Origin of the sequence: Mesorhizobium sp. M7A.F.Ca.US.005.03.1.1, assembly GCF_003997975.1 — a bacterium.
Taxonomy (GTDB): domain Bacteria; phylum Pseudomonadota; class Alphaproteobacteria; order Rhizobiales; family Rhizobiaceae; genus Mesorhizobium; species Mesorhizobium ciceri.
This window is the reverse complement of the sequence record NZ_RZRO01000128.1, coordinates 1-15,257: the sequence shown is the minus strand read 5'-3', so window position 1 is coordinate 15,257 and position 15,257 is coordinate 1. Positions and strand designations below refer to the sequence as shown.

At 63.0% G+C, this 15,257-nt stretch carries 16 protein-coding genes; 8 read left to right on the top strand and 8 right to left on the bottom strand.

Going from position 1 to position 15,257, the window contains the following annotated elements:
* Both EN990_RS31970 and rsmA read left to right on the top strand, forming a co-directional pair.
* On the top strand, positions 1–448 hold a 448-nt coding region (locus tag EN990_RS31970; protein ID WP_206526362.1), incomplete at its 5' end, for a 4-hydroxythreonine-4-phosphate dehydrogenase PdxA.
* 10 nt (positions 449–458) lie between these two features.
* Positions 459–1,298, top strand: coding sequence for a 16S rRNA (adenine(1518)-N(6)/adenine(1519)-N(6))-dimethyltransferase RsmA (gene rsmA, locus EN990_RS31965; RefSeq protein WP_127370435.1), 840 nt, complete (start codon positions 459–461; stop codon positions 1,296–1,298).
* Between the two features lie 48 nt (positions 1,299–1,346).
* Here rsmA and gmk read toward each other — a convergent pair whose 3' ends face one another.
* The 3 genes from gmk to mltG form a co-directional block, all read right to left on the bottom strand.
* A complete protein-coding gene (gene gmk / locus EN990_RS31960) occupies positions 1,347–2,003 on the bottom strand; it encodes a guanylate kinase (protein WP_127384836.1) in 657 nt (218 codons plus the stop codon).
* 3 nt (positions 2,004–2,006) lie between these two features.
* Positions 2,007–2,897: a YicC/YloC family endoribonuclease gene (locus EN990_RS31955; RefSeq protein WP_013532513.1), complete on the bottom strand. Its 891-nt coding sequence runs from the start codon at positions 2,895–2,897 to the stop codon at positions 2,007–2,009.
* Positions 2,898–3,050: 153 nt separating this feature from the next.
* On the bottom strand, positions 3,051–4,160 hold the full coding sequence (gene mltG / locus EN990_RS31950) for an endolytic transglycosylase MltG (RefSeq protein WP_245268565.1): 1,110 nt from the start codon (positions 4,158–4,160) through the stop codon (positions 3,051–3,053).
* On the opposite strand from mltG, the gene EN990_RS36400 reads away from it, so the two are divergent.
* Positions 4,159–4,431 (top strand): hypothetical protein, encoded by a 273-nt coding sequence (locus tag EN990_RS36400; RefSeq protein ID WP_244514282.1) that lies wholly within the window; start codon positions 4,159–4,161, stop codon positions 4,429–4,431. The genes mltG and EN990_RS36400 overlap by 2 nt on opposite strands.
* Here the strand turns inward: EN990_RS36400 and fabF are convergent.
* The 4 genes from fabF to fabD all read right to left on the bottom strand — a co-directional run bounded on the left by fabF (position 4,419) and on the right by fabD (position 7,903).
* On the bottom strand, positions 4,419–5,681 hold the full coding sequence (gene fabF, locus EN990_RS31945) for a beta-ketoacyl-ACP synthase II (RefSeq protein WP_013532515.1): 1,263 nt from the start codon (positions 5,679–5,681) through the stop codon (positions 4,419–4,421). The two genes, EN990_RS36400 and fabF, sit on opposite strands and share 13 nt — an antisense overlap.
* 34 nt (positions 5,682–5,715) lie before the next feature.
* A complete protein-coding gene (locus tag EN990_RS31940) occupies positions 5,716–5,952 on the bottom strand; it encodes an acyl carrier protein (protein ID WP_006203723.1) in 237 nt (78 codons plus the stop codon).
* A gap of 211 nt (positions 5,953–6,163) precedes the next feature.
* Positions 6,164–6,901 (bottom strand): 3-oxoacyl-[acyl-carrier-protein] reductase, encoded by a 738-nt coding sequence (fabG, locus tag EN990_RS31935; protein WP_013532516.1) that lies wholly within the window; start codon positions 6,899–6,901, stop codon positions 6,164–6,166.
* A gap of 60 nt (positions 6,902–6,961) precedes the next feature.
* Positions 6,962–7,903, bottom strand: a complete 942-nt coding sequence (fabD, locus tag EN990_RS31930; protein WP_013532517.1) for an ACP S-malonyltransferase — start codon at positions 7,901–7,903, stop codon at positions 6,962–6,964.
* A gap of 277 nt (positions 7,904–8,180) precedes the next feature.
* Between fabD and EN990_RS31925 the strand changes: the two genes are divergently transcribed.
* A complete protein-coding gene (locus EN990_RS31925; RefSeq protein WP_024504319.1) occupies positions 8,181–10,112 on the top strand; it encodes an LTA synthase family protein in 1,932 nt (643 codons plus the stop codon).
* 47 nt (positions 10,113–10,159) lie between these two features.
* Here EN990_RS31925 and EN990_RS31920 read toward each other — a convergent pair whose 3' ends face one another.
* Positions 10,160–11,821: a pilus assembly protein gene (locus tag EN990_RS31920; RefSeq protein WP_127368505.1), complete on the bottom strand. Its 1,662-nt coding sequence runs from the start codon at positions 11,819–11,821 to the stop codon at positions 10,160–10,162.
* A 452-nt stretch (positions 11,822–12,273) separates the two neighbouring features.
* On the opposite strand from EN990_RS31920, the gene rpsF reads away from it, so the two are divergent.
* From rpsF to EN990_RS31900, 4 genes are all read left to right on the top strand, one after another.
* A complete protein-coding gene (rpsF, locus tag EN990_RS31915) occupies positions 12,274–12,774 on the top strand; it encodes a 30S ribosomal protein S6 (RefSeq protein ID WP_013532520.1) in 501 nt (166 codons plus the stop codon).
* A complete protein-coding gene (gene rpsR / locus EN990_RS31910) occupies positions 12,774–13,022 on the top strand; it encodes a 30S ribosomal protein S18 (RefSeq protein ID WP_006203718.1) in 249 nt (82 codons plus the stop codon). Before rpsF ends, rpsR begins: the two co-directional genes overlap by 1 nt.
* A 218-nt stretch (positions 13,023–13,240) precedes the next feature.
* A complete protein-coding gene (gene rplI, locus EN990_RS31905; RefSeq protein ID WP_013532521.1) occupies positions 13,241–13,825 on the top strand; it encodes a 50S ribosomal protein L9 in 585 nt (194 codons plus the stop codon).
* Between the two features lie 301 nt (positions 13,826–14,126).
* On the top strand, positions 14,127–15,257 hold a 1,131-nt coding region (locus tag EN990_RS31900), incomplete at its 3' end, for a cyclopropane-fatty-acyl-phospholipid synthase family protein (protein WP_164766196.1).

The following is a 15,257-nucleotide window of genomic DNA, read 5'->3' as shown; positions in this document are numbered from 1 at the left end:
CATCACCGCTGCCGACCTTGCCGGCCGCTTCGGCATCGCCAGGCCACGGCTGGCGATTGCCGGGCTCAATCCACATGCCGGCGAAGGCGGCGCCATGGGCCTCGAAGACGAGCGGATCGTGCGCCCGGCGGTCGACATCCTGCGCGCCGAAGGCATCGACGCTTTCGGCCCTTTGCCGGCCGACACGTTGTTCCATGTCCGGGCGCGGGCTGGTTACGACGCGGCCCTTTGCATGTATCACGACCAGGCGCTTATCCCGGCCAAGGCGCTGGCTTTCGACGAGGCGGTCAATGTCACGCTCGGCCTGCCCTTCATCCGCACCTCGCCCGACCACGGCACGGCCTTCGACATCGCCGGCAAGGGTGTGGCGCGGCCCGACAGCCTGATAGCGGCGCTGAAGCTTGCCCGGCGGCTGGCCGACACGAACACCAAGGCGGTTGCCGTATGAGATCTCGGGCATGAGCATCGACGGGCTGCCGCCGCTGCGCGAGGTGATCGAGCGGCATGGGCTGCAGGCGAAGAAGGCGCTCGGCCAGAATTTCCTGCTCGACCTCAACCTCACCGGCAAGATCGCCCGCACCGCCGGCGACTTGTCCGATGCAACCGTCATCGAGGTCGGCCCCGGTCCCGGCGGGCTGACCCGCGCCTTGCTTGCCAACGGAGCGCGCCAGGTGATCGCCATAGAGCGCGACGAACGTTGCCTGGCTGCTCTTGCCGAAGTGTCCGACCACTATCCCGGCCGGCTGGAGGTTGTTTCGGGCGATGCGCTGAAGACGGATTTCACGGGCCTTGCCAGTCGAGCGACCGGCAATGGCGGCCCGGTCAAGATCGTGGCCAACCTGCCCTACAACATCGGCACGGAGCTGCTGGTGCGCTGGTTGACCGTCAGCGACTGGCCGCCTTTCTACACCTCGATGACTTTGATGTTCCAGCGCGAGGTGGCCGAGCGCATCGTCGCTCCCGCCGGCAGCGACAGCTATGGCCGGCTGGGGGTCCTTGCCGGCTGGCGGACGGAGGCGAGGATCGCCTTCGACGTACCGCCACAGGCATTCACGCCGCCGCCAAAGGTCACCTCCTCGGTGGTGCATCTTGTGCCGCGCCCGATGCCCCTGCCCACCGAGGTGAAGAAACTCGGCCGCGTCACAGAAGCCGCCTTCGGCCAACGTCGCAAGATGCTGCGGCAAAGCGTTAAGAGCCTCGGCGGCGAGGCCCTGCTCGACCGCGCCGGCATCGATCCGACACGCCGCGCCGAGACGCTCAGCGTCGAGGAATTTGTAAGGTTGACAAACGCGGTGTAAGAAGCTGCCGATCTGCCCCCTCGTGGGGGAGATTGGCGCTTCACCGCCTCAACCCGTCTTCTCGTCCAACAGTCCCGAGACGAAATCGAACAGGCCTGGCCGGCGGTCGCGTCTCAGCCGCTCGGCGACGACGATGCCGCGCACTTCGGCGAAGGCGCGGTCGAGGTCGTCATTGACGATGACGAAATCATATTCCTTCCAGTGCTCGATCTCGTTGCGGGCGTTTTTCAACCGCGTTTCGATCACCGCTTCCTGGTCTTCGGCGCGGCGCTTCAGCCGTGCCTTCAACTCCTTCATCGATGGCGGCAGGATGAAGATCGAGACGATGTCGGCGCGCATCTTCTCCTTGAGCTGCTGGGCGCCCTGCCAGTCGATGTCGAAGAGCATGTCGCGCCCTTCAGACAGCGCCAGTTCGGCAGGCTCGCGCGGTGTCGCATAGCAATTGCCATGCACCTCGGCCCACTCCAGCAGCGCGTCTGAATCACGAAGCCGCTCGAGTTCGCGCATCGTCCGGAAATGATAGTGGACGCCTTCGATCTCGCTGCCGCGGCGCGGCCTGGTGGTGACCGAGACCGACAGTTCGAGGCTGGAATCGCTTTCCAGAAGATTGCGCGCGATCGTCGACTTGCCGGCGCCAGACGGCGACGACAGGACGAGCATCAGGCCCCGGCGGCGAATGCGGGACCCCAAATCCTTGGCAACCATCGGCTACTCCAGATTCTGGATCTGTTCACGAAACTGGTCGACCACCGCCTTCAGGTCCAGCCCGATCGCGGTGATGGCGGCGGCATTCGACTTGGAACACAGCGTATTCGATTCGCGGTTAAATTCCTGTGCCAGAAAATCGAGCTTGCGACCGACCGCGCCGCCGCCCACCAGCAGTGCCCGGCCGGATGCGACATGCGTTTTCAGCCGGTCGATCTCTTCGCGAATATCGGCCTTGGTGGCCAGGAACGCGGCCTCCATGTGCAGTCGGGTGGCATCCAAATTGGCGGAAGCGTCCATCAGCAGCCTGACCTGCTCGGCGATGCGTTCCCGGATCACCGCGGTCTCGCGGGATGGATCCACTTCTGCCCGCAGCGTCAGCGCCTCGATTGTGTCGATATGACCCGACAGCAGCAAAGCCAGCGCGGCCCCTTCGCCCTGCCGAGCCTGTTCGAGCCCGTTCAAGGCCACTTCGAGCGCGGCCATGATCGCGGCATCGAGCGCAGCCCTCGCCTCCTCGGTTTCGACAGTCTCGGGAATGTCGAGCACGCCACGCAGCGAAAGCAATCCATCCGAGGTCGCCGCAGCAACGCCGAACTGCTCCTGCAGCCGCTTGGCGAGCCCAGCCAGGTCCTTCAGGAAGGCTTCGTTGACGACCGGCTGCGCCTGCGCGCCGACGGCACGGCCGATGGTCAGCGTCGCCTGAAAATTGCCGCGTGCAAAACGTTTCTGAAGTATCTGCCGGACAGCCGGTTCCAACCGCTCGAAGCCTTGCGGCAGCCGCAGCCGTACTTCGACGCTCTTGCCGTTGACGGACTTGACCTCCCAGGCGATCGAAGTGCCTTCGTGCTCGGCGACGGCACGTGCAAAACCGGTCATGCTCTGCAAATTCATATCGCCCACACGTCCCTGGCACATTGCCCCGAACCGGCTTTCCGGACAGAGCAAGTGCGGCTTGAAAATGACTGCGCAGGCGCGTCGAAATCGGACGCGCGGCGCTCTTGCAAATGTCAGGGCGTCGCCTGTCGGGCAACGCCTTTCTTCATTCTACTGGGCAGCGCCCGCGTCACCGCCGCTGTCGTCGGCACCGTCAGCCGGCCCACTGTCGGCCGGCCCACCGTCCGCCGGCTTGACGGCATCGCTGTCGCCGCCGCCGGTCGTCTTGGCGGCTTTGGCGACGTCATCCGCCTGCTTCTTCTGCAGAGCGCGATAGCGGGCGACATTCTCGTTGTGCTCGTCCAGCGTCGCGGCAAAGACGTGCCCACCGGTGCCGTCGGCGACGAAATAGAGGTCGTCGGTCTTCGATGGGTTGGCCACCGCCTCCAGCGCTGCACGACCCGGATTGGCGATCGGCGTCGGCGGCAAGCCGTTGATCACATAGGTGTTGTAGGGGGTCTGTTTCTGGATATCCGACTGGTAGATCGGCCGGTCCGCCGGCTTTCCCTTGCCGCCGAACAGCCCGTAGATGATGGTCGGATCGGATTGCAGGCGCATGCCCTTGGCAAGCCGGTTCAGGAAGACGGCGGCAACCCGTGAACGCTCGTCACCCTTGCCCGTCTCTTTCTCGACAATCGAAGCCAGCGTGACGAACTCCTCGACGTTGGCCAGCGGCAGGTCCGGCGCGCGCCGCTGCCAGACATCGTCAACCAGCTTCTTCTGATCCGCAAGCAGCTTGTCGACCATCTGCTGGCGTGTCGCGCCGCGCGTGAAGCGCAGCGTGTCGGTGGCGAGGCTGCCCTCCGGCGGCGTGGTTGCCGGCATGTCGCCGCTCAAGGCAGTCTCCTCGGCGATGCGCTGCAATGCCTGGTCGACAGTCAGTCCTTCAGGGATGGTCAGCGAATACATCACCGACTTGCCGCTCTTCAGAAGCTCCATGATATCGCGCATGGAAGCCCTGGGCTTGATCTCGTACTCGCCGGCTTTCAGCGCCGAATCATTGCCGAAGGCGCGCACGCCAAGGCGGAATACCCGGGCATCACTGATCAGTCCGCGGCGTTCGAGCTGGTCGGCGATATCCTGGACGCCGGTGTTCGGCTTGACCAGGAAGGTATCGCCATTAGCGGAGGGTCCGGGCTCGGTGAATTCCTGCTTGCCGAAATAGACCGCGACGCCGGCCGCCAGAACCACCAGCATCACCGAGGAGATGACGAAGTTCATGAACACGACGACCTGGCTGCGTGACGCACGCGAGCGCTTCGGCGGCGGCGTGCCGGCCTCTGGCCGCAACGCCTCGCTGGCCGTTTTCGGCACGATCGGTCCGGATGTTGCCGGCCGTTGCCCGAATTCTCCGTTGCCTGCCGGATTTGTGTTCATTTCGCCCTACCGTTTGATCGCCCAACGAATCCCCAGCGGCAGAGTAGAGGCGAATATGGCAAAATTGACGGCACGCCAAAGCGTCGCCCGGCAGCCGGACGATCAGCCATTGTAGCGCTGGAAGACCAGCGACGCATTGGTCCCGCCAAAGCCGAACGAATTGGACAGCGCCACGTCGATCTGGCGGGCGCGCGGCTTGTTCGGCACCAGGTCGATCGCGGTTTCGCGTTCGGGGTTGTCGAGGTTGATGGTCGGCGGCGCGACATTGTCCCTGATGGCAAGGATCGAGAAGATCGCTTCGGCGGCACCGGCCGCCCCAAGCAGATGGCCGATCGACGACTTGGTCGACGACATCGAGATCTTCGATGCGGCATTGCCGACAAGCCGCTCGACAGCGCCGAGCTCGATCGTGTCGGCCATGGTCGAGGTGCCGTGCGCGTTGATGTAGTCGACGTCGGCAGGCGTAAGCTTGGCCCGGTTGAGTGCCGCCGTCATGCAACGGAAGGCACCATCGCCATCCTCGGCGGGCGCCGTGATGTGATGCGCGTCGCCGGTGAGACCATAACCCGTCACCTCGGCATAGATCTTGGCGCCGCGCGCTTTGGCATGTTCGAGCTCCTCGAGCACGACAACGCCGGCGCCCTCGCCCATGACGAAGCCGTCGCGGTCGCGATCATAGGGGCGCGACGCCGTTTGCGGCGAATCATTGCGTTCCGTCGACAGTGCCCGGCATGCGGCGAACCCGGCGATCGACAGCCGCGTCACCGGCGCTTCGGCGCCACCGGCGACCATCACGTCGGCATCGCCCCACATGATCAGCCGGGCAGCATCGCCAATGGCGTGCGCGCCGGTCGAACAGGCCGTGACGACGGCATGGTTCGGGCCTTTCAGCCCGTGCCGGATCGAAACCTGCCCGGAGACGAGATTGATGATCTGGCCCGGGATGAAGAAGGGGCTGATGCGGCGCGGGCCGCGTTCCTTGAGGATCATCGCGTTCTCGGCGATGCCCTCGATGCCGCCGATGCCGGAGCCGATCAGGACGCCGGTGGCGCATTGCTCTTCATGCGTCTTGGGTTCCCAACCGGAATCCTTCAGCGCCTCGTCGGCGGCGGCAATCCCGTACAGGATGAAGTCGCCGATCTTGCGCAATTCCTTCGGCTCGAGCACGGCCTCGGGATTGAAGGTGGCATTGCTGCCGTCACCACGCGGAATGACATGGGCGATCTTGCAAGCAAGGTCCTCCACCTCGAACTCGGTGATGCGCTTGGCAGCGCTGCGGCCGGTCAGAAGCTCCTTCCAGCTGTGCTCGAAGCCCATGCCGAACGGCGACAGCAAGCCAAGGCCCGTGACGACGACACGCCTCATCGCAGGTCCTCCCCGGTGATGACTGCAGAAAGCGTCAGGCCGAAGCCTTGTCGATGTACTTCACGGCATCGCCGACGGTCAGGATGGTCTCGGCCGCGTCGTCGGGGATCTCGACGCCGAATTCTTCTTCGAACGCCATGACGAGTTCGACCGTGTCGAGGCTGTCGGCGCCCAGATCATCGATGAAGCTCGCCTGCTCCGTCACTTTGTCGGCATCGACGCCAAGGTGCTCGATGACGATCTTCTTGACGCGCTCTGCGGTGTCACTCATTTGGGCATCCTCGTCTTTTGTTTGTCTGTCTTCGTTAGCGGGCAGAATGCCGCTAATCAAGCTGAAAGATGGTCCTGCCGGAAACGCAACGACTACGGACCGATTTTTGCCCGAACCGCCGGGTTGCGGGCCGCATTACACGAAAAATAGCTGAGGTCCAAGCCGAAATGGTCTCTTTACACAACCCGCCGGCGTTGCTGCAGAACCTCGTTCAAATCATAGCCATGCCGCCATTTACGTGGATGGTCTGGCCGGTGACGTAGGCGGCTTCGTTGGAGGCGAGATAAGCGACGGCGGACGCGACTTCGACGCTGGTGCCCATGCGCCGCGTCGGGATCGCCGCCATGATCGCCTCTTTCTGCTTGTCGTTGAGCTTGTCGGTCATTGCCGATTCGATGAAGCCTGGTGCAACACAGTTAACTGTGATGTTGCGGGTGGCGATCTCCTGCGCCAGCGACTTGGAGAAGCCGATCATGCCGGCCTTGGAGGCGCAGTAATTGGTCTGGCCGGGATTGCCGGTCACGCCGACCACCGAGGTGATGTTGATGATGCGGCCATGGCGGCGGCGCATCATCGGATGGGTGAGTTCGCGGGTGAGCCGGAAAACGGCGGTCAGATTGACCTCGATCACGCTGTCCCAATCGGCATCCGACATGCGCACGAACAGCCCGTCCTTGGTGATGCCGGCGTTGTTGACCAGGATGTCGACGCCTTCGAGATCGGCCTCGGCTTTCTGGCCGAGCGCCTTGACCTCGTCACGGTTGGACAAATTGGCCGGGAACAGCTTGACCCGGTCGCCAAGCTCGCTAGCCAGCGCCTCCAGTTTCTCGACGCGGGTGCCATGCAGGCCGACGATCGCGCCTTGCGCATGCAGCATCCGGGCGATCGCCTCGCCGATGCCTCCCGATGCGCCGGTGACGAGCGCCTTGCGGCCAGTCAATTCGAACATTTTTGTCTCCTGATTGAGAAGAGAACACCCCTTTTGCAGGGAATGGGATCAAATGGGGCTTTATGCAAGCGCTGCTAGCGTTGCCTCGACCTCAGCCGCCGAGCCGACCGACGCAGTGGCGATGTCGCGGTTGATGCGCCGCGCCAATCCCGAAAGCACCTTGCCGGCGCCAATCTCGTAAAGCGTGGTGACGCCATTTGCGCCGAACCACTCCACGGTCTCGCGCCAACGTACGCGGCCGGTTATCTGCTCGACCAGGCGGCGGGCGATCTCGTCCGGATCGCTGGTCGGGCTGACCGTGACATTGGAGAGGACGGGAACGACCGGCGCATTCTTTGTCACACCGGCGAGTGCGTCGCGCATGACGTTCGCGGCCGGCGCCATCAGCGCCGAATGGAAGGGCGCGGACACCTGCAGCATCAGTGCGCGCTTGGCGCCTTTCTCAGTGCACAGTTTCGCCGCCAGTTCGACCGCGGCCCTGGCGCCGGAAATGACCAGTTGGCCGCCGCCATTGTCGTTGGCGATCTGGCAGACGGAGCCTTTGGCGGCTTCCGCGCAAGCGGCTTCGACATCGGCCTGTTCCAATCCGATGATCGCCGCCATGGCGCCCTCGCCGGCCGGCACCGCCGCCTGCATGGCATTGCCGCGGATGCGCAGCAGCCTGGCGGCATCGGCAACCGAAACGAAGCCAGCGGCCGCGAGCGCCGAATATTCGCCCAGCGAATGACCGGCGACATAGGCGACCTTGCCTTTCAGCGAGAAGCCGCGCGATTCCAGCGCCCGGATCGCGGCCAGCGACACCGCCATCAGCGCCGGCTGCGCGTTGGCGGTCAGCATCAACGTCTCTTCCGGCCCTTCCCAGATCAGCTTCGACAGGTTTTCGCCGAGCGCGTCGTCGACTTCCTGGAAAATTCTGCGCGCCTCGGGAAAGGCCTCGGCGAGATCCTTGCCCATGCCGACTGCCTGGCTGCCTTGTCCAGGAAAGGTGAATGCAACGGCCATGCGCGGGCTCCCAAGGGCTGGTTTTGCTTGCCTGATAGACGAGTTTTTCTTGCCTGTGACGCAAGGCAGGCCGCCAAGTCAAGCCCGGTTCGACCCTGCTCGACGGCAGCTTCATCCGCCGAGTGCCTGTTCCGAAAGGCTTTTTGGCGATCACTCCTGATGAAAACCGCTCACGATTCGTTTGCTGGCTCTTCTTATTTTGGCCACAGGCGCTAGCTTTGCGTGACAATTCCATGACAATCGAGTGACGTGCTTGTCGCTGGGTGGGGAAGTTAAAGTGGCAAAGAGTTACAAACGCGCCGGCAAGGCCGCGCCACAGTTCCTGGAAGACGACCCCTCCACCGGCTATCTGCCGGGCAGGAGATGGCCGGTCGTGCGCTATGGGCTGATCAGCCTGGCGATCGCCGCCGTCCTGGTGTTTGCCATCGAACTGATCGTGCGCGGCGACTTTGCCGGCACGGTCTCCTTCTTCCTGCAGCCGCTCAAGCCGGGCTGGACCACCATCGTCGTGTTCGCGCTGATCCTGATCGGCCTCGATGCGGTGCTGGGCCGCAGCCATCAGAGCCTGATGATCGTCGCGCCGCTGACGCTATCGCTTGCCTTCGTCGGCCACCAGAAGTCGCATTATCTCGGCGATCCGCTCTATCCGACCGATTTCCTCTATGCCCGCCAGATCTTTGCGCTGTTGCCGCTTTTGGTGCGCGACCGGCCGATGACCGCGCTCGCCATGGTCGTCGGCATCGTCGCCGGCCTGTCGCTGCTCGTCTATGGCTGGCGGATGTGGCGCCGCAAGGTTCCCGCACTCAGCCGCAAGGGACGCCTTGCGCGGCTGACGCTGGCAGTGCCGCTGCTCGCCTTCTTCGTTTCGATCATGGACTATGCCACCTTCTCCTGGACCAGGGACCGGTTGCAGATCATCCCGATCATGTGGGACCAGAAGGAAAACTATGCCTCCAACGGTTTTGCGCTGGCCTTTGCGCTCAATGTGCCGATGGCGCATGTCTCTGCGCCGCCGGGCTATTCCGACAAGGCGATCGCGGCGATCGCCAGGCCCGATGTGACCGCCTCGGTGCCGGCCGAGAAGCCTGACATCATCATCGTCATGAGCGAGTCCTTCTGGGACCCGACCAAGCTGCCCGGCGTCACCATCACGCCCGATCCGATCCCCAATGTGCGGGCGCTGCGCTCCGGCTCGATGTTCTCGCCGGAGTTCGGCGGCATGACCGCCAATATCGAGTTCGAGGCGCTGACCGGCTTCTCCAACGCGTTCCTGCCGGCCGGCAGCATCCCCTACCAGCAATATGTGCGCACGCCGACGCCGTCGCTGGCAACCTTCCTCAAGAGCCAGGGTTATCGGGCGCGCGCCATCCATCCGGGCACCAACTGGTTCTGGAACCGTGGCGCGGTCTACGCCGATTTCGGCTTCAACGATTTCAAGTCGGAAGAGACGCTGCCGCCAATGCAAAAGCGCGGGCCACTGGCATCGGATGCCGCGATGACCGACGAGATCATCAGCGAGGCCGACGCCAGCGAAGAGCCGGTGTTCTTCTTTGCGGTCAGCCTGCAAAACCACGGTCCCTACGAACCGAACCGCTATTACAGTCCCACGCACAGGGTGCAGGCGCCGATCAGTCAGTGGGCGCGCGAATCGCTGCTCAGCTACGCCGAAGGCTCAGCCGATGCCGATCGCGGTCTCGAACGCCTCGTCGAATGGGCAAAGACACGCTCCCGCCCAACCGTAATCGCCTTCTTCGGCGACCATCTGCCGCCGCTCGGGCCGGTTTATGTCGAAACCGGCTTCCTGAAGGACAATGTCGCGCCGCGCAAGGAAGCGTCGCCCGAGGCTGCCCTCGAGCATCATGAGACGCCGCTGGTCATCTGGTCGAACCGCACCGGGCCGGCTGAGCACATGGGCGCCGTCAGCCCGGCCTTCCTGCCCTATCATATCCTGAAGACGGCCGGCATCAGCCATCCCTACTACACCGGCTTCCTGGGCGAGATGAGCGAACACTACCGTGTCGTCGACCGCAATTTGCTGCTGACGCCGGCTGGCGAGGCCACGCCCGATTGGGCGCGGCAGAAGGAGATCGATCCGGCGATCCGCGATTTCCGCCTGCTGCAGTACGATATGATGTTCGGCAAACGCCACGCGGCGCCCGACTTCTTCCCCGAAACGGTCGACAAGATTGTCGCCGCGCATACGAGTTGAGGCCAGCGATTCCCTCGGAGCCTGCTGGTCCGTCTCGGTTCGCGTGTTCAGTTGGTCAATTGCAGCTTCGTGAAATTGTTGGCGATCTGAAGGAACACGTTCGGCAGTTTGGTCGGATCGTTGACGGCATAATAGTTGCTCGGATCCGAGGCGCAGGCGCTGTAAAGCGCACGGTTGGCTGCGGTGTCGGATTGCAGCACCATGGTGTAGATCTGCACGCCCTCGTTCTTCAATTGCGTGCAAACGTTTTTGGTCCAGCCGTCGACATTGCGCGCAGCGGTCGTCTGGTTGTCCGATCCGAAGCGGCCGCCAGCCAGATAGCCATAGGATGTGTAATCCGACTTTGTCGATTCTTGTTCGCTGGCGCCATAGACGACGTTCTCGCCGTCGGTGAGCAACAGCACTATCTTACTGATCCCAGGCGTCTTCCACGGCGCTCCGTCGGTGTAGGGCGCGGCAGGCGACAGCACGCGCATACCCCACGACAGGCCCTCGGAGACATTGGTACCCGAGCCATTCCACTCGGTCATCTGACTGGCCGCCTTGCGCAGCTTGTCGAAATCGTCGGTCAGGGGGACCACCGGGGTCGGACACGCACGGTTCGGGCCGACAGTGATGGGAGAGCCGATCTCGGTGATGAGTTCCTTGGCGGGCGCAACATATTTGGCGATCTTTTCCCTGGCATCCCTGTCATCGGGCGACAGAAGTTCAATGAGATTGCCGAGCAGGTTGCTGAGATCGATGCCCAGAATGTTGATGCCCGACTGGGCAAGCCTGGTTTTGTCGCTGACATCGTTGAGATAGGAGTTGTTGTAGTATTTATCCGAATTGCCATAGGAGCCAGACGGCTTCTGGGCGTCTTCGGGATCATCCGGCGCAAAGTAGGGCACGAACAGCGTGTCGGGCTTGGCCGGGTCGGGTGGCGTGTCGGAGATATTGTAAGCGCCTGGCCGCGCCTCGACGCAACCTTTCCATCCGGTGCCATTCCATCCGGCATCGGCCCATCCGGTCTTCTTGAGCTGTTTGAAAAGCGCCATGTGGTTCGGCCGCTTGCCGTAGATGACGGGAAAATTGACGCCGTTGGTTGAGGACTTGCCGTCCATGTCGATCCAGGACGGGTCGAAGCCGTCGCCATTGACGTTGACGGCCGTCACGAAAGGAACCAGCGAGGCGCGGATCTTGCGCGTTGGCGATTTCGCCGCTTCGAGCGTGTCGAGCAACGATTTTGTCGCCGTCCTCAGCGCCGTCATCCGCGCGCCGGCCATCGAGCCGGTGTTGTCCAGCACCAGCACGACTTCGAGCTGGTTGTTCGATTCGACCGCCGAGGCATCGACCACGATGTGCTTGCTGTCGCCGAACAGGAAGGCGAAGTTGAGATGGACGTCCGCCGAGGCAACCGCCTTGGTCTTGACGAAGTTGACGCCCTTGTCGACAGTCAACGTCGCCTGCGCATTGTCGAGCTCGCCATGACCGACGATGTTGGCCTGGAAATAGCGGTTGAAAGCGTCATTGCGGGTGATGTCGAGATCGCCAAGGTGCGAAGAAGCAAGGTTTGCCGAATCGAGAGCGTTCTGCAAATTGCTCTTGGCCCGCATAAGGGTCGAGACATCGGTTGCGAAAGCGACTGCCGTCAGGATGACCGGCAAACCCAGTCCCAGCACAAGCGTGAAATTGCCGCTCTTCGAGCGCCATAATTTGTTGAGAAGCATCCTTACCCCCGGAAATGCTTGCCGCTTTTGCGCGGTTGTCCGGGCTTTTGCGCCTTCCATGATGAATCGACCGTTGACGGCCAGGCTTCAACTCCACACAACCTGCTGGTGTGGTTAAGACGTGGTTGCCGGAAACCACGACTCCGGCCGTTGCTGCTTCCCGATCGTCGCCTGCGACACACGGGAATGCCGCTTGCCCTTGCTTTGCGGCCGGATTGCTGTATAGACGCCCGCAATCTGCCGGTCCTTGCTGGGGGCTGAACGGAGGGCCGGAGGTTTTCAGAACCTTCGTGTGAAGCCGGAAGTGCTTCCGCCTCCCGTGTCTCCGCTCTCGACCGTCTCGTCATGCTCCTTTCTTCCCCCTGCCCCTTCGAGGGTTTGCGGGTCAGAGAAGTTGCAGAGGCTTTTGCCGCCGGGAACCGGGAGAGAAACGAAGAAAGGCATAAGACATAATGGCTCTTTACGAACATGTGTTTCTTGCCCGGCAGGACCTCTCGCAGCAGCAGGTCGATGCGCTTGTCGAACAGTACAAGGGTGTCATCTCCGCAAATGGCGGGTCCGTCGGCCGGGTCGAGAACTGGGGACTGAAGTCCCTCACCTACCGGGTCAACAAGAACCGGAAGGCCTACTACACGCTGATGGACCTGAATTGCCCGGCGGCCGCGCTCAACGAGATGGAGCGCCAGATGGGCCTGTCCGAAGACGTGCTGCGTTTCCTGACCATCAAGGTCGAGGCGCATGAGGAAGGCCCGTCGGCCATGATGCAGAAGCGCGAAGAGCGCTCGGAACGCGGCGGCTTCGGCGACCGTGACCGTGGCGATCGTGGTCCGCGTTCGTTCGGCGATCGTGATCGCGGCGACCGTGGCGATCGTCCGCCGCGCTCGTTCGGCGACGCCGGTGCCGATCGTGGTCCGCGCCGTCCGCGCGAAGGCTTTGAAGGGGGTGCAGAATAATGGTCGACATCAATCAGATCCCGACCCGGCGCCCGTTCCATCGCCGCCGCAAGACCTGCCCGTTCTCCGGCGCCAACGCGCCCAAGATCGACTACAAGGACGTGCGTCTGCTGCAGCGCTACATTTCCGAGCGTGGCAAGATCGTGCCGTCGCGCATCACCGCCGTCAGCCAGAAGAAGCAGCGCGAACTCGCCAAGGCGATCAAGCGCGCCCGCTTCCTCGGCCTGCTGCCCTACGTGGTTCGCTAATATCTCAAATGCGGGCGGTTCGCCGCCCGCTCTTCTCCCACGGCGACGGGCGCCGCAGGGTTGAACATCAAATCCCGGGTTGAGGTCAAAACCTCTAACTGCCGCACAGGCAGGACAGCGACACCAGCGCCAAAGGCGCTCAAGCTTCCTGACCTGTTCCCAAGACATTCGGCGCCGATCTCATCGATCGATTGGCGTCCAACCAAAGGAACAAATCCATGGACGTCATTCTTCTCGAACGCGTTTCCCGCCTCGGCCAGATGGGCGATACCGTCAAGGTCAAGGACGGCTTCGCCCGTAACTTCCTGCTGCCGCAGGGCAAGGCGCTGCGCGCCAACGAAGCCAACAAGAAGAAGTTCGAAGGCCAGCGCGCCCAGCTTGAAGCCCGCAACCTCGAGCGCAAGTCGGAAGCGGCCCAGGTCGCTGAAAAGCTCGACGGCAAGAGCTTCATCGCCGTTCGCTCCGCCGGCGAAACCGGTCAGCTTTACGGTTCCGTTTCGACCCGCGACATCGCCGATCTGCTGACGGCGGAAGGTTTTTCGATCAACCGCAACCAGATCCTGCTCAACCAGCCGATCAAGACCATCGGTGTCACCAATGTGGCGATCGCGCTGCATCCGGAAGTCGAGGTCACCGTCACGCTCAACATCGCCCGCACGGCCGACGAAGCCGAGCGCCAGGCCAAGGGCGAGACGCTGACCACCGCCGAAGCCATCTATGGCGACGACATCAACGACAACGCCCGGCCGGAGAACTTCTTCGATCCGAACACCGAGTTCGAAGGCGACGAAGACAACGCCTGATCACACGTCGCAAGCGATTGGAGCCATGGGGCTGATCACGACTTGACGCCAAGCTCCGATCACTTTGCCGTCATCCAGCCATGCTGGACCAATGCCCGGGCCTCGCGCCCGGGCATTTTTGTGCCAAATGGAACTTTTCGAACCCCTATATATTGTTGCAGACTATGGCGTCGCGCGTCCTTTGGCCGCGCAAAGCACGCTGTGCAACTTTGGTTCGGCGCAAGATCTCCGGCGAAATCGATCCCGATTTTCGCGGTCACGCGCCAAGGCAGCCTGTCTGGCCGAGAGGGGACATTTGGTCATGAATATTCTGTTGAAGCGCGTTCTCGACCGCTTGGTGCGCACCGGCAATCTTAGGGTAACCGGCCCCAAGGGCACGGCGGTGGTTTTCGGCGACGGCAGCGGCGAGCCGGTGCACATGCACATCAAGACCGCGCATGCCGAGCGCGCCATCACCTTCGATCCGATGCTGGCGGTGCCTGAAGCCTACATGGACGGCGAACTCGACATTCTCGAGGGCGGCGTGCTGGGCGTGATGCGCATCGCCTTCCAGAACATGGGCAGCGGCGGCATCGACGCCACCTGGTCGAAGGCCATCGAAGGCCTGCGCCACGCCTTCCGCCGACTGCAGCAGATCAACACCGCCTCGCGCTCGCGGCGCAACGTGCAGCGCCACTACGATCTGTCGGGCGATCTCTACCGGCTCTTCCTCGACGAGGACATGCAATATTCCTGCGCCTATTTCGAGCAGCCGGATATGACGCTCGACGAGGCGCAGGCCGCCAAGAAACGCCACATCGCCGCCAAGCTCCGGCTGAAGGCCGGCCAGACGGTGCTCGACATCGGCTCCGGCTGGGGCGGGCTTGGCCTCTATCTCGCCAAGGCGTTCGACGTCGACGTGCAAGGCGTCACGCTGTCGACCGAGCAGCATGGCGTCGCCACCGACCGGGCGCATGCGCAAGGGCTGGAAAGCCGCGTGCATTTCGAGCTGAAGGACTACCGCGAACTCAATGAGCGTTTCGATCGCATCGTCTCGGTCGGTATGTTCGAGCATGTCGGCGTCAACCACTATCGCACCTTCTTCGACAAGAGCGCGACGCTGCTCAAGCCGGATGGCGTCATGCTGTTGCACACGATCGGCCGTTCCGGCGTGCCGTGGGCGACCAGCGCCTTCATCCGCAAATACATCTTCCCGGGCGGCTACATCCCGTCGCTGTCGGAAGTGATGCCTGCGATCGAGAAGTCGGGCCTGGTCGTCACCGACGTCGAGATCCTGCGGCTCCACTATGCCGACACGCTGAAGCACTGGGGCGAGCGCTTCGCCGCCAATCGCGACAAGGCCAAGGCGATCTATGACGAGCGCTTCTGCCGCATGTGGGAATTCTATCTGGCGGCCTCGGAAGCCGCCTTCCGCTGGCAGGATCTGGTGATC